At 68.4% G+C, this 14,559-nt stretch carries 13 protein-coding genes; 9 read left to right on the plus strand and 4 right to left on the minus strand.

Features of this window, described 5'->3' with window-relative positions; translation table 11 throughout:
• Positions 1-2: 2 nt before the first annotated feature.
• From J0A91_RS06065 to rhaT, 4 genes are all read left to right on the plus strand, one after another.
• Positions 3-860, plus strand: coding sequence for a 2,4-didehydro-3-deoxy-L-rhamnonate hydrolase (locus tag J0A91_RS06065; protein ID WP_069204160.1), 858 nt, complete (start codon positions 3-5; stop codon positions 858-860).
• The gene (locus tag J0A91_RS06070; protein WP_069204161.1) at positions 857-1,606 is read left to right on the plus strand and encodes an SDR family NAD(P)-dependent oxidoreductase; all 750 of its coding nucleotides are present in this window, start codon (positions 857-859) and stop codon (positions 1,604-1,606) included. The genes J0A91_RS06065 and J0A91_RS06070 overlap by 4 nt, the downstream gene beginning before the upstream one ends.
• A 149-nt stretch (positions 1,607-1,755) precedes the next feature.
• On the plus strand, positions 1,756-2,658 hold the full coding sequence (locus J0A91_RS06075; protein ID WP_069207082.1) for an amidohydrolase family protein: 903 nt from the start codon (positions 1,756-1,758) through the stop codon (positions 2,656-2,658).
• The gene (gene rhaT / locus J0A91_RS06080) at positions 2,655-3,722 is read left to right on the plus strand and encodes an L-rhamnose/proton symporter RhaT (protein ID WP_069204162.1); all 1,068 of its coding nucleotides are present in this window, start codon (positions 2,655-2,657) and stop codon (positions 3,720-3,722) included. The genes J0A91_RS06075 and rhaT overlap by 4 nt, the downstream gene beginning before the upstream one ends.
• Positions 3,723-3,832: 110 nt before the next feature.
• Here the strand turns inward: rhaT and J0A91_RS06085 are convergent, their stop codons facing one another.
• Together J0A91_RS06085 and J0A91_RS06090 are read right to left on the minus strand one after the other, a co-directional pair.
• A complete protein-coding gene (locus tag J0A91_RS06085; protein ID WP_069204163.1) occupies positions 3,833-5,014 on the minus strand; it encodes an SGNH/GDSL hydrolase family protein in 1,182 nt (393 codons plus the stop codon).
• 201 nt (positions 5,015-5,215) lie between these two features.
• A complete protein-coding gene (locus tag J0A91_RS06090) occupies positions 5,216-5,530 on the minus strand; it encodes an L-rhamnose mutarotase (protein ID WP_069204164.1) in 315 nt (104 codons plus the stop codon).
• A 98-nt stretch (positions 5,531-5,628) separates the two neighbouring features.
• Here J0A91_RS06090 and J0A91_RS06095 point away from each other — a divergent pair, with 98 nt between their 5' ends.
• From J0A91_RS06095 to J0A91_RS06115, 5 genes are all read left to right on the plus strand, one after another.
• Entirely contained in the window at positions 5,629-6,369 is a 741-nt protein-coding gene (locus J0A91_RS06095) for a FadR/GntR family transcriptional regulator (RefSeq protein WP_069204165.1), read from the plus strand.
• A gap of 54 nt (positions 6,370-6,423) precedes the next feature.
• On the plus strand, positions 6,424-7,902 hold the full coding sequence (locus J0A91_RS06100; RefSeq protein ID WP_069204166.1) for a UxaA family hydrolase: 1,479 nt from the start codon (positions 6,424-6,426) through the stop codon (positions 7,900-7,902).
• A gap of 99 nt (positions 7,903-8,001) precedes the next feature.
• Complete coding sequence (locus J0A91_RS06105) at positions 8,002-9,309, plus strand: MFS transporter (RefSeq protein WP_069207083.1); 1,308 nt, start codon at positions 8,002-8,004, stop codon at positions 9,307-9,309.
• Positions 9,310-9,394: 85 nt separating this feature from the next.
• Positions 9,395-10,807 (plus strand): glucuronate isomerase, encoded by a 1,413-nt coding sequence (gene uxaC, locus J0A91_RS06110; protein ID WP_069204167.1) that lies wholly within the window; start codon positions 9,395-9,397, stop codon positions 10,805-10,807.
• Complete coding sequence (locus J0A91_RS06115) at positions 10,804-12,252, plus strand: mannitol dehydrogenase family protein (protein WP_069204168.1); 1,449 nt, start codon at positions 10,804-10,806, stop codon at positions 12,250-12,252. The genes uxaC and J0A91_RS06115 overlap by 4 nt, the downstream gene beginning before the upstream one ends.
• Positions 12,253-12,377: 125 nt before the next feature.
• Here the strand turns inward: J0A91_RS06115 and J0A91_RS06120 are convergent, their stop codons facing one another.
• Both J0A91_RS06120 and J0A91_RS06125 read right to left on the minus strand, forming a co-directional pair.
• Complete coding sequence (locus tag J0A91_RS06120; RefSeq protein ID WP_069204169.1) at positions 12,378-13,229, minus strand: hypothetical protein; 852 nt, start codon at positions 13,227-13,229, stop codon at positions 12,378-12,380.
• 48 nt (positions 13,230-13,277) lie between these two features.
• The gene (locus J0A91_RS06125) at positions 13,278-14,543 is read right to left on the minus strand and encodes an adenosylmethionine--8-amino-7-oxononanoate transaminase (protein ID WP_069204170.1); all 1,266 of its coding nucleotides are present in this window, start codon (positions 14,541-14,543) and stop codon (positions 13,278-13,280) included.
• Positions 14,544-14,559: the final 16 nt, after the last annotated feature.

Consider the following 14,559-nt stretch of genomic DNA (forward strand, 5'->3'; position numbering starts at 1 on the left):
ACATGAAACTCTGCCGCTTCGGCCCGATGGGCCAGGAAAAGCCGGGCGTCGTCGATGCCGACGGCCAGCTTCGCGACCTGTCCGGCGTGATCGACGACCTCACGATCGCGACTCTCCCCGCCGCGCTGGCCGCCGATGTCGCATCGCTGCCGCTCGCCGAGGGCGCCCCGCGCTACGGCGTGCCGCTCAAGGGCATCGGCAAGATCGTCGCGATCGGCCTCAACTACCGCGATCATGCGATCGAATCGAACCTGCCGATCCCGACCGAGCCGATGATGTTCATGAAGGCGCTCTCCAGCCTCTCCGGTCCCAATGACGACGTGATGCTCCCCAAGGGCGCGACGCACGGCGACTGGGAAGTCGAACTCGGCGTCATCATCGGCAAGACCTGCCGCTACGTCAGCGAGGATGCGGCGCTTGGGCATGTCGCCGGTTTCACGCTGGTCAACGACGTGTCGGAGCGGTTCAACCAGAAGCAGCGCGGCAGCCAATGGTCGAAGGGCAAGGGGCATGACACCTTCTGCCCGACCGGACCGTGGCTGGTGACGCCCGACGAGGTCGGCGACTGCCAGGATCTCGGCATGTCGCTCGACGTCAACGGGGAGCGAATGCAGACCGGCAACACCAGGACGATGATCTTCGACGTCAAGCAGCTCCTCTCCTATGCCAGCGAGTACATCACGCTCTATCCGGGCGATCTCGTCATCACCGGCACGCCGCCGGGCGTGGGCGAGGGCAAGAAGCCGGAGGCGATCTACCTCAAGGCCGGCGACGTGATGGAGCTGGCGATCGACACGCTCGGCACGCAGCGCCAGCAGGTCGTCGCATGGCGGCACCTCGGCGACGGTACGCTGGCATGAGCGCCTATGCGGGCCGGTTCGCGGGGCGCACCGCGATCGTGACCGGCGGCGCGTCGGGACTCGGCAAGGCGGTCGCCACGCGAATCGTCGCGGAAGGCGGCACGGTCGCTCTGTGGGACGTCAACGCCGATGCGCTGACGGCGGCGCAGGCCGAAACCGGCGCGGTCGCGGTGTTCGCGCTCGACGTGTCCGATCAGGCGCAGGTCGAGGCGGCGGCGGCGGGCGCCAACGCCGCGCTCGGGCGGATCGATATCCTGGTCAACTCGGCGGGCATCACCGGCGCGACCGCACCCGTTCACGAATATCCGCTCGAAAGCTGGCGGCGCGTGATCGACATCAACCTCAACGGGCTGTTCTATTGCTGCCGCGCGGTGGTGCCGTTCATGCTCGCGGGTGGCTATGGCCGCATCGCCAACCTCGCCTCGGTCGCGGGCAAGGAAGGCAACCCCAACGCCTCGGCCTATTCGGCGTCCAAGGCGGGGGTGATCGGCCTCACCAAATCGCTCGGCAAGGAACTCGCCGAGAAAGGCGTCATCGCCAATGCGCTGACCCCGGCGACGTTCGAAAGCCCGATCCTCGCGCAATTGCCGCAGAGCCAGGTCGATTACATGCGGTCGAAAATCCCGATGGGGCGGCTCGGCGAAATCGACGAGAGCGCGGCGATGGTGTGCTTCATGGTCAGCGAGGAATGCAGCTTCACCACCGCTTCGACCTTCGACACATCGGGCGGGCGCACGACGTTCTAACGATCCGTTCGTGCTGAGCTTGTCGAAGCACGTGTCCAGAAGCGCGCCGCTTGGGGCACGCCCTTCGACAAGCTCAGGGCGAACGGGGTTTGAAATCCTACCGCGCGACCGTCCGGCAAGAGGCGGCGCGCCCACCCGTCGGAGAGCCCATGCCCGAGCAACGCCCCTTCGTAGACGCCCATGTCCACCTGTGGAATCTCGCGCATCTGCGCTATCCGTGGCTTACGCCGCCGTTCGCCGATGACGGCCCCAACGGCAGCGTCGAACCGATCGCCAAGACGTACCGGCTCGACGATTATCTCGCCGATGCCGCCGGCTGGGACGTGCGCGGCATCGTCCATATCGATGCCGGCGCGGATGCCGCCGACGCGCTCGCCGAGACCGACTGGCTTCAGCACATGGCGGACGCGCGCGGCATGCCCAATGCGATCGTCGCCTTTGCAGCGCTCGATGACCCGGACGTCGCGGCGCTGCTCGCCGCGCATGCGGCGCGCGCCAACGTTCGCGGCATCCGCCACATCGTCAACTGGCACGCCGACCCGAAGCGCACCTACACTCCGCGCGACGTGACGTGCGACGCGGCCTGGGCCGCCGGGTTCGCGCTGCTCGGCACTCATGGCCTCAGCTTCGATCTGCAAGCCTATGCCGGCCAGTTCCCCGGCCTCGCGCCGCTGATCGCGCGCCACCCCGAGATTCCGGTCATCATCAACCATATGGGCATGATGATTCCCGGTGAGGAAGCCGAGTGGCGCAGCGGCATGGCGGCACTCGCCGCGCTTCCCAACGTCTCGGTCAAACTGTCGGGAATCGGCTTCAGCGACCGCCGCTGGACGCGCACGCTGGCGCGCGACCAGATCCGCACCGCGATCGACCTGTTCGGCACGACCCGCGCGATGTTCGCCAGCGACTTCCCCACCGACAAACTGTTCGGCAGCTTTTCGCAGCACCTCAACACCTATGCCGACATCGTCGCCGATCTCACGCCCGAAGAGCGCCACGCGCTGTTCGCCGCCAATGCCAACCGCATCTATCGACTGGGCCTGAACGTATGAACGGCAATGCCAACCCGCTGATCGGCGTTCTCTACCACTGGCTCGGCGGGTTCGCCTCGGCGACCTTCTACGTGCCCTATCGCGGCGTGAGACGCTGGTCGTGGGAGATCTACTGGCTGACCGGCGGCATTTTCTCCTGGCTGCTCGCGCCGTGGTTCTTCGCGTCGATCCAAACCAACGATCTGCTCGGCGTGCTGGCGCAGACGCCGGTGCCGACGTTGGTGTGGCCGGTGGTGTTCGGTCTGCTGTGGGGTTTCGGCGGGCTGACCTATGGGCTGACGATGCGCTATCTCGGGCTGTCGCTGGGCATGGCGGTGGTGCTCGGGCTGTGTACGGTGTTCGGCACGCTGATCCCGCCGCTCGTCCAAGGGGATTTCCACGAAAAGCTGCTGGCGACCGCATCGGGGCGGATCGTGCTGCTCGGCCTCGTCATCACGCTCGCCGGCATCGCGACGGTGGCGTTCGCCGGCGCGCGCAAGGACGCCGCGCTGAGCGACGCCGAGAAGGCTGAGACGGTCGCGGAGTTCAACTTCCGCAAGGGCATCGCGGTCGCGGTGTTTTCCGGCATCATGTCGTCGTGCTTCGCCTTTGGCCTCGCGGCGGGCGAGCCGATCAAGGCGATCTCCGCCGCTGCCGGCACCGGCCCCTTATGGACCGGGCTGCCGATCCTGTGCCTCGTCATGTTCGGCGGGCTGGTCACCAACGGCCTGTGGTGCGCGTGGCTGATCGTGAAGAACCGCAGCGCGGGGCAGTGGCTCGGGCGCGGCGCGGTCGCCACCGGCGCGCCGCTCGGGCTCAACTATCTGCTCTCCGCGCTGGCGGGGACGATGTGGTATTTCCAGTTCTTCTTCTACACGATGGGCGAAAGCCAGATGGGCCGCTTCGGCTTTTCGAGCTGGACGCTGCACATGGCGAGCATCATCATCTTCGGCACGCTCTGGGGTTTCGCCTTTCGGGAATGGAGAGCCGCCGCGCCCCGCGTCAAGGCGATGGTGTGGACCGGCATCGGCCTGCTCGTGCTTGCGACGGTGGTGATCGGCTACGGCAACAGCCTGGGGGCGTGACAGCCGCTTGCCGTTCGCACTGAGCCTGTCGAAGTGCGCGCCCCGAACGCTTCGTGCGTGGCATGTGCTTCGACAGGCTCAGCACGAACGGGTGGAGAGGCGGGCGCGGGTTACCGTAACAGCTTGAGATCGATCGCCGCCGCCATTGCGGTGAAGCCCGCGTCGTTGGGATGGAGCGCATCGCCGCTGTCATACGCCTTGGCGAAGCGGTCTGGGTCGGCCGGATCGGCGACCGCCCTGGCGAGATCGACATAGCCGTCGGCGACCGTATTGGTGCGAATCCAGGTGTTGACCTGCTTGCGCACCGCCTCGCCCTCGGCGCCCCAATAGCCCGCGCCCTTGTACGGCAGGATTGTCGCGAAGATCACCTTGACGCCCTTGTCGTGCGCGCGCGCGACCATCTGGCGATAGCCACCGGTGAGGTCGGCGACGGTCGGCAGCGGGGTCTTGCGCGCGGTCGCGCCGCCGATGTCGTTGACGCCTTCGAGCACGATGACGTGCGACACGCCTGGAATCGAGAGCACGTCGCGGTCGAAGCGCGCGAGCGCGTTGTTGCCCGCGCCTTCGGCCAGCACGCGGTTGCCGCTGATGCCGAGATTGGCGACGCCGACGCTGGTGCGCCCCGCCTTCTGCAACCGCTCGGCAAGCTGATCGGGCCAGCGCGTGTCGGCATCGGCGGTGGCGCGCACGCCGTCGGTGATCGAATCGCCGAACGCGACCACGGTCGATCCGCGCTGCGGCGTATCGACGTCGAGTCCGTCGATCACCATGCGCTGCGTGAACTTGGTCGCACCGTCGAGCGTGGCCGCGCCGGTCTGGTCGCCCGTCGCGATCCACGCGGTCGCGGCGGCATAGCCGTGGACGGTCGGGTCGGGCGCGCCCTGCGGGAAGTACAGGCTGATCGCGACATGCGTGAGCGGCGCCACGCGCAGCGCTACGGGATCACTCACCAGCGGCGCGCGATCGGGAATGGTCGGCGCGGCCACGCCGTCGAAGGTGACGGCGCGGTCACTGCCGGGCACGATCTTGCCGCGCGCATCGACCAAGGCGACATGGACGCTGCCGAGCTTGAGCGCGCTCGCCGACAGTTCGTTGGTCAGCCGCAGCCGGATGCGCGTGCCGCCGCTGCTGATCCGCACCACCTGGCGCAGCGTCCGCCCGGTCAGATCGGGCAGGTCGCTCGGCTTGCCCGCACTTTGCGGTGCGACCGCCCAGCTCCGCGACCAGGATGCGACGCCCGGCGTTGGCAGAGCAAGCGCGGCGACGATCAGCAACGGCAGACCGGTCTTCATGGCAATCTCCTCAGGGGCGCGGATACGGATATGCCCGCTTCAGGCGGGATCTTTGCGAAAGCCACCGGAGGCGCATTTTTATCCTGTTTTCCCGCGAAAGCGGGAACCCGGAGCCAAGCAAAACACCGATGTGCGGCTCTTGGAACTCTGGACTCCCGCATGCGCGGGAGAACAAGAAGGGGCTCTCGCATTGGTTTCGCGTCAGGCGTGATGGAAGATCAGCGGCAGCGGCCATTCGCGCGGGCGGTTGTCGGCCTCGACCTCCATCAGCGGCGCCATATGGTCCCACCACCGCTTCATCACCGGATGATCGGGCAATGTGTCGCGGGCATTGTCCTCGGTGAGCCTGAGCACCGCGAACAGGCTCAGCGTCGCTTCGTCGAGGAAGATCGAATAATCGTAGATTCCGCTTTCGGTGAGCAGCGCGGAGAGTTCGGGCCAGATCGCATCGTGGCGCGCACGATATTCGTCGATCACGCCGGGCTTGAGCTGCATCCTGAAGGCGTGGATCGACATGGGCGGGTCTTCTCTCCGGTCGTTGACGCGCTATCCTACGATGCTGCGCGCGGGTCAACGAGTCCGCCGTGATCTCGACAGTTCCGCCGGTTCGGAGCATGAGCACATCAGGGGGAAACGGCGTGACCGAAAAGACCAGCGCGGGGGCTGCGCCGCGAATCCATACCAGCATCGCGCGCGATCTCGGCGTCGCGATCGTCAGCGGCCAGTATCAGCCCGGCGCGGTATTGCCCGGCGAGATCGAGTTCAGCGCGCAGCTCAAGGTGTCGCGCAGCGCTTACCGCGAGGCGGTGCGGATGCTCGCCGCCAAGGGGCTGGTCGAAAGCCGCACCAAGACCGGCACCCGCGTCAGCGAACGGTCGCGCTGGAACATGCTCGATCCCGAAGTGCTCGCCTGGGCGTTCGTCAACGAACCGCCGGAGCCGTTCGTTCGCAGCCTGTTCGAAATGCGCCTGATCGTCGAACCCGCCGCCGCCGCGCTGGCGGCGGTGCGGCGCACCGAGCCGCAGCTCGCACGGATGCGGGCGGCGCTTGAGGGGATGGGACGGCACGGCCTCGGCACGGCCGAGGGGCGGCGGGCCGATCAGGAATTCCACAGCCTGATCCTGCTCGCCACCGGCAACGAGCCGCTCGCCGCGCTGTCGAGCACGATCACCGCGGCGGTGCGCTGGACCACCGCGTTCAAATACCGGAAGAACGCGGTGCCGCGCGATCCGCTCGACGATCACGGCGCGGTGTTCGCGGCGATTGCCGCGGGCGATGCCGCGCAGGCGCGCGAGACGATGACGGCGCTGGTGTCGATGGCGCTGGAGGATACCAGCACGGTGCTGGGGGACTGAGGACCGCTTGAAAAACGCGCGTGCGTCGATTAACTCAGACAATAGAGGTGAACGATGCGAGCGATCAAGGTTGAACAGCGCGACGACGTCGCGGTGGCGATGGAAGCGCTGCCGGCGGGCGATCTCGTGCGCGTCGGCGGTGCCGACGTCCGGTTGGTCGAGGATATTCCGGCGGGCCACAAATTCGCCGTGACACCGGTAACAGCAGGGCAGCCGGTGCTACGCTACGGTTTCCCGATCGGCACCGCGCGCGCCGACATCGCGCCGGGCGCGCACGTCCACACGCACAACGTCGCGACCGCGCTCGCCACCGCCGGCAGCTATCGCTACGCGCCCGCCTCTGCCGCCCCGGCGACCGCGCCGAGCGCGCGCACGTTCGAAGGCTATGTCCGCGCCGACGGATCGGTGGGGACGCGTAACGAGATCTGGATCATCCCCTCGGTCGGCTGCGTGGGGCGCACCGCCGAGCGGCTCGCCGCGCGCGCCGGCGGCGATCTGCCCGCCGGGGTCGATGCCGTCGTCGCCTTCCCGCATCCGTTCGGCTGTTCGCAACTCGGCGATGATCTCGCCGGCACGACGCGGGTGCTCGCCGCGCTCGCCTGCCACCCCAATGCCGGCGGCGTGCTGCTGCTCGGTCTGGGGTGCGAATCGAACCAGCTCAGCGGCATGCTCGCTCTGATCCCGCCCGAACGGCGCGACCGAATCCGCGTGGTCGGCGCGCAGGCGTCGAGCGACGAGATGGCGGACGGCCAGGCGGCGATAGACGAACTGGTGGCGCTCGCCGCGCAGGATCGGCGCAGCAGCGTGCCGCTCTCCGCGCTGACGCTCGGGGTGAAGTGCGGCGGTTCGGACGGGCTGAGCGGCCTCACCGCCAACCCGGTGATCGGCCGCATCGCCGATCGCGTCGGCGATGCCGGTGGCCGCGTGCTGCTCACCGAAATCCCCGAGATCTTCGGCGCCGAGCAATTGCTGATGGACCGTTGCACCAGCCGCGAGACGTTCGACGCGCTGGTTGCGCTGGTCAACGGCTTCAAGGACTATTTCGTCCGCAACGGTGAGCCGGTGTCGGAGAATCCGAGCCCCGGCAACATTCGCGGCGGCATCACCACGCTGGAGGAGAAATCGCTCGGCGCGGTGCAGAAGGGCGGTCACGTTCCCGTCACCGACGTGCTGCCCTATGCCGGGCGTGTGCGCCGTGCTGGCCTCACCCTGCTGGAAGCGCCGGGCAACGATGCGGTCTCGACCACCGCGCTCGCGGCGGCGGGGGCGACGATGACCCTGTTCTCGACCGGACGCGGCACCCCGCTCGGCAGCCCGGTGCCGACCGTCAAGATCGCCTCGAACGCCGCGCTCGCCGCCGCCAAGCCGGGCTGGATCGATTTCGACGCGGGCGCTGTGCTCGACGACGGTCTCGACGTCGCCGCCGACCGGCTGCTCGACCGGATCATCGCGATCGCCTCGGGCGAGCCGACCCGCAACGAGATCAACGAGGAGCGCGCCATCGCGATCTGGAAGCGCGGCGTGACGCTGTAGACGGTGGCAAAGCGGCTATACACGTAACCGAAACCGCATTATCTGATTTGCAATTCCATACCGTAAAGCATGCCGGTCGATCATGCGAAGGGGAGAGCGATGACGTCAGCGGAAGCCCAACAATTGACACCGGTGTCTAATCCCGCGCCGCCGAATGGCCGCTATCGCTGGGTGATTTGCAGCCTGCTGTTCGCCGTCACCGCGATCAACTATGTCGATCGCCAGATGATCGGCGTGCTCAAGCCGGTGCTGGCGAGCGATCTGCACTGGACCGAGATCGACTATGCCAATGTCGTCTTCTGGTTCCAGGCCGCCTATGCGATTGGCTATATCGGCTTCGGCCGCTTCGTCGACGTGGTCGGCGCGCGGGTCGGCTATGCGGTCGCCTTCGCGATCTGGACCGCCGCGCACATCGCGCACGGCGCGGTCAACACCATCACCCAGTTCGCGATGGCGCGCTTCGCGCTCGGCATCGGCGAATCGGGCAATTTCCCGGTCGCGATCCGCGCCGTCACCGAATGGTTTCCGGCGCGCGAGCGTGCCTTCGCGATCGGCGTGTTCAACGCCGGAGCGAACGTCGGCGCGATCGTCACGCCGCTGCTCGTGCCGTGGCTGGTCGCGCTGTACGGGGGCAACTGGCGGCCGGCGTTCGTCATCACCGGCGTGGTCAGCCTCGTCTGGCTGGTCGCCTGGGTCATCCTGTACCGTTCGCCCGCGAAACACCCGCGCGTCTCGCCGCAGGAGCTTGCGTGGATCGAGCAAGACCCCGCCGATCCGACCACGCCGATGCGCTGGCGCGACATCATCCGCTTCCGCGAGACCTGGGCCTATGCGGCGGCGAAATTCTGTATCGATCCGGTGTGGTGGTTCTATCTGTTCTGGCTGCCCGGCTATCTCAGCGAGCGCTATCACCTCGATCTCAAGTCGTTCGGGCCGCCGCTGGTCGTGGTGTATCTGATGTCGGACGTCGGCTCGGTCGCCGGCGGCTGGCTGTCGGGGCGGATGATGAAGGCGGGCTGGAGCGTCAACGCCGCGCGCAAGACGACGATGCTGATCTGCGCCTGCGCGATCCTGCCGATCTTCGCGGTGCAATCGGTCGACAATCTGTGGACTGCGGTGTTCATCATCGGTCTGGCGACCGCGGGGCACCAGGCGTTTTCCGCGAATCTCTACACCTTGCCGTCCGATCTCTTCCCGCGTTCGGCGGTGGGATCGGTGATCGGCATCGGCGGCGCGATCGGCGGGGTCGGCGGCATGCTGTTCTCGCTCTATATCGGCCGCGTGCTTCAGGAGCTTGGCAGCTACGCGCCGATCTTCCTCGTCGCCGCCGCCGCCTATTTCGTCGCGCTGTTGATCGTGCAGATGCTGTCGCCGCGGCTCGCCCGCGTCGCCATCGCGTCCGCGTGAAATTGGTCAGACACGGCTCTTTCCGCGCGGCGCCCGCGCGGTTAAGGCTGCCGCATCGCTCCCCGTATTCGGACCTGTCGCCCGCATGACAAAACCGCTCACGCTCCACCCGGACCGGCTGTTCCCCGCCGAGCCGACCATCCGCGACATCGCGCGGCGGCTCTATGCCGGCGTCGCCGATCTGCCGATCGTCAGCCCGCACGGTCATACCGATCCGGCGTGGTTCGCGACGAATGAACCGTTCAGCGATCCGTCGTCGCTGCTGATCGTGCCCGATCATTATGTGTTCCGCATGCTGTTCAGCCAGGGCACGTCGCTCGAAACGCTCGGCGTGCCGACGGTCGATGGCAGCCTGACCGAGACCGATTCGCGCAAGATCTGGCACGTGCTCGCCAACAACTATCATCTGTTTCGTGGCACGCCCTCGCGGATGTGGCTCGACTGGGTGTTCTCGGCGGTGTTCGGGCTCGACGTGCTGCTCGAAGCGGAAACCGCCGATCTCTATTACGACACGATCGACGCCGCGCTGAAGACCGAGGCGTTCCGCCCGCGCGCGCTGTTCGAACGCTTCAACATCGAAGTGATCGCCACCACCGAAAGCCCGCTCGACGGCCTCGCGCACCACGCCGCGATCCGCGCGAGCGGATGGGGCGGGCGCGTCGTCACCGCTTATCGCCCCGATCCGGTGGTCGATCCCGAGGCGGCCCGTTTCGCCGACAATGTCCGCCGTTTCGGCGAGACCGCCGGTGAGGACGTGTCGACGTGGGACGGCTATCTCGCCGCGCATCGCTTCCACCGCGCGCGCTTCCGGGAGGCCGGCGCCACCTCGACCGATCACGGCCACCCGAGCGCCCGCACCGCCGATCTGACGCCCGAGGACGCCGCCGCGCTCTATGCGCGCGTGCTGGTGGCCGCGACCCCCGAAGACGCCGAGCTGTTCCGCGCGCAGATGCTCACCGAGATGGCGCGGATGAGCATCGAGGACGGCATGGTGATGCAGCTTCACCCCGGCGTCCACCGCAACCACAATGCCGCCGTGCTGGCGCGTTTCGGTCGCGACAAGGGCGCCGACATCCCCACCGAGGGCGAGTTCGTCGATTCGCTCAAGCCGCTGCTCGACCGCTTCGGCACCGATCCGCGGCTGACGCTGATCCTCTTCACGCTCGACGAGGATGTCTACAGCCGCGAACTCGCGCCGCTCGCCGGCCATTATCCGTGCCTGCGGCTCGGCCCGCCGTGGTGGTTCCATGACAGCCCGGAGGGGATGCGCCGCTTCCGCGAACGCACCACCGAGACCGCCGGTTTCTACAACACGGTCGGCTTCAACGACGACACCCGCGCTTTCCTGTCGATCCCGGCGCGGCACGATGTCGCGCGGCGGATGGATTGCGTGTGGCTCGCGCAGCTCGTCGCCGAGCATCGCTTGCCAGAAGACGAAGCGCACGAAGTCGCGCACGCGCTCGCCTATGATCTCGTCAAGAAGGCGTACAAGCTGTGAGGCTCTCGACCGAAACGCTCGGCACCTTGCCCGCCGACATCGCCCGCCCCGCCTATGACCGTGGCGCCGTGAAGCGCGGCGTCGTCCATCTCGGCATCGGCGCGTTCCACCGCGCGCACCAGGCCGCCTATTTCGAGGCGGCGCTGGCGGCGGGCGATCTGCGCTGGGGCATCACCTCGGTATCGTTGCGCTCGGCCGGCGTGCGCGATCAACTCGCGCCACAGGATTGCCTCTATGCCTTGGTGGTGCGCGATGGTGACGCGCGCAGCGTGGCGATCGTCGGTGCCGAACAGGCGGTGCTGGTCGCCCCCGAAGACCCCGCCGCCGTCGTCGCCGCGCTCGCGCATCCCGACGCCCGCATCGTCACGCTGACGATCACCGAAAAGGGCTACAAGCTCGACCGCGCCAAGGGCATTTTGCTCGCCGACGATGCCGATGTCGCCGCCGACTGCGCCTCGCTCGCGGCCCCACGCACCGCGCCGGGCTTCCTCGCCGCCGGCCTCGCCGCGCGCCGCGCCGCCGGATTGGGCGCGCTGACGGTGATCTCGTGCGACAACCTGCCGCACAACGGCGCGTTGCTGCGCGAGGCGGTGCTGGCGGTCGCGCGCGCGAACGATCCCGCGCTCGCCGAGTGGATCGCCGCCGAAGTCGCCTTCCCCGCCTCGATGATCGACCGAATCGTCCCCGCCACCACCGATGCCGATATCGCCGCGCTCGCGACCGATCTCGGCGTCGAAGACCGGGCTATGGTCAAGACCGAGCCGTTCTCGCAATGGGTGATCGAGGACCGTTTCGTCACCGAACGCCCCGATTTCGCCGCGCTCGGCGTGCAGCTTACCGAGGCCGTCGCACCGTGGGAGGACGCCAAGCTCCGCCTGCTCAACGGCGCGCATTCGGGCATCGCCTATCTCGGCGCACTCGCCGGCGACGACTTCGTCCATGACTTCGTCGCGACCGCCGCCGGGCGCGGCTTTGTCGAGGCATTGTGGGACGAGGCGCAAACCACGCTCGACCCGCCCGAGGGCCTCGACATCGCCGCCTATCGCACCGCGCTGATGGGCCGCTTCGCCAACAGCGCGCTCCAGCACCGCACCCGCCAGATCGCGATGGACGGCTCGCAGAAGCTCCCCCAGCGCCTGCTCGCGACGATCGCCGAGCGGCGGACGGCGGGCGCTCCGGTCGATGCGCTCGCGCTGGCGGTGGCGGCGTGGATGCGCTGGCAGGCGGGCGTCACCGATGCCGGCGAGACGTTCACCGTCGACGATCCCGCCGCCGAGACGCTCGGCGCGCTGTCCGCAGCGGCGGCGGATACGGCGGCGCGGGTGGATGCTTTGCTCGGGTTCTTCGGCTTCGAAGCGGATACGGATCTACGCGAGACGTTGGTCACGCACCTGACCGCGCTGGAAACCGACGGGGCGCGCGCGGCGGTGGCGCGGTTCGGCTGACGTTTCCTCTCGAACGTCGTGCCACCCCCACCCGTTCGCCCTGAGCCCGTCGAAGGGCGTGCCCGATACGCGACGTTGCGCCTGGGACACGCTTCGACCGGCTCAGCACGAACGGAACGGTGGCGTTAAAGCAGCCCAGCCTTCACCCGCACGCTCGGCGCGAAGGCGATCGGGTTGCGCATCGGCAGCGTGAAGCCGGTCGCGGTCGCTTCGAAAGCGTCGTCGGGCTGGGTGCGTACCGCGTCTTCCGCGTCGCCGCCCGCACCGACGAAGAAATGCACCAGCACATCGCCCGGCCGCCCGACGATGCCGCCCTCGAATCGCCGGCGTTCGAGTTCGGCGATCGGGTGCGGCAGATGCGCGTCGCCCGCGCCGAAGCGGCGTTCGCGCTCGACCACGCCGTCGCGCAGCAGCCGGCTCGTCACGATGATGTCGTGCGGCAGTGCGCCAAGCCGCACCTCGGGGCCGAGCGCGGTCGGGCGCGGGCTGAGCTGCGCGGGGAAGTGGCGATGGGTGCGCGCGGCGGCATGATCGTGGAAGCGGTTGCCGAGCACGAACCCGATCCGCACCGGCGTGCGATCCGCCGCGATCAGGTAGAGGCCGGCGATCTCGGGCCGCTCGCTGCCGTCGAGCGCGAATTCGGGCACGGTCAGCACCGTCCCCGGCCCGGCCAGCGAGCGCCCGTCGCCACGATAGCGCCATCCTGAGTCGCGGCTCGCTGCCGCCGCGCCGCTGTCGCTGACATGCAGCCGGGCCGGATCGGGCAGGTCGATCGGCGCGAGCAGCCGCACCATGCGCAGGTTGAGCGGCTCGCCCAGCCGCGCCGCCGCCGCTTCGGCGAGCGGTACGCCGGTCTCCAGCGCATGGTCGGCGAGATCGGCCAAGGTCGCCGCGCCTTTGATCCGCCGCGCGAACCCGCCGTTCAGCGCGGCGACTCCGCGTGCGCCGTCTTCGAACTGGATCAGGCTGTCGATCATCGGCCGTCGCGTCCCTTTACGCCGAAGCTACTCCGCGCCCGTGCCGGGTCAATCGGTTTGTCGGACAGCGAGCATCGCGCACGCATCGCCGATCGCGGCATAGATCGCGTCGAGATCGGCATCGTCGATGCAATAGGGCGGCATCACATACACGGTGTTGCCGAGCGGGCGCAGCAGCAGGTCGCGCTCGCGGAAGAAACCGAGCAGGCGCGGCCCCAACGTCGAGAGATAGCCGGTATCGGGATCGGCGATGTCGAGCGCGGTGATCGTGCCGAGCTGGCGCTTGCCGCCGATCGCGGGATGATCGAGCGCCGCCAGCCGCGCCGCCTGCCGTCGTGACAGGTCGGCGATCCGTTCGGCGACCGGCTCGTCGCGCCAGATCTCCAGATTGGCGAGCGCGGCGGCGCAGGCGATCGGGTTGGCGGTGTAGCTCGACGAATGGAAGAACATCGTCGCGCGATCCTGCGAGCAATGCGCGGCGTAGATCGGCTCGGTCGCCAGCGTGACGGCGAGCGGGATCGCGCCGCCGGTCAGCCCTTTCGACAGGCACAGGATGTCGGGCACGACACCCGCCTGCTCGCACGCCAGCAGCGTGCCGGTGCGGCCCCAGCCGGTCATCACCTCGTCGGCGATGAAGAGCACATCGTGCGCCGCGCAGATGGCGCGCATCGCCGCGAGCGTCTCGGGCGGGTAGATCAGCATCCCGCCCGCGCCGAGCAGCAGCGGCTCGACGATGAACGCCGCCGCGCCCGCCCGACATTCCGCCTCGAGCGCGTCGAGCGTCGTCTGTTCGTGCCCGGTGGCGGGGAAGGGGATCGTGCCGACATCGAACAGCAGCGGCGCATACGCCCGGTTGAACACCCCGCGCGCGCCGACCGACATCGCGCCGATCGTATCGCCGTGATAGCTGTGTTCGAGCACGAGGATGCGGTGTCGGGCTTCGCCCCGGTTCGCCCAGAAACCGAGCGCCATCTTGAGCGCGACCTCGACGCTCGTTGATCCCGAATCCGAATAGAACACGCGGGTGAGCGCTGGCGGCAGCATCGCGGTCAGCCCGCGCGCGAGCGCCTCGGCGGGTTCGTGAGTCCAGCCGGCGAAGATGATCTGGTCGAGTTTCTGCGTCTGCGCGGCGATTGCCGCCATGATGCGCGGGTTGCGGTGTCCATGCGTCGTCACCCACCACGACGAGATCGCATCGACGATCCGCCGCCCGTCCTGCGTGTAGAGCGCCGCGCCCTCGCCGTGCGTGACGAGCGGAATCGGCTCGCCGAGGCCATGCTGGGTGAACGGGTGCCAGACGGGGGAGTGGGTCACAGCGCCGCTCCGTTCG

Source organism: Sphingomonas panacis, from assembly GCF_001717955.1.
GTDB lineage: Bacteria > Pseudomonadota > Alphaproteobacteria > Sphingomonadales > Sphingomonadaceae > Sphingomonas > Sphingomonas panacis.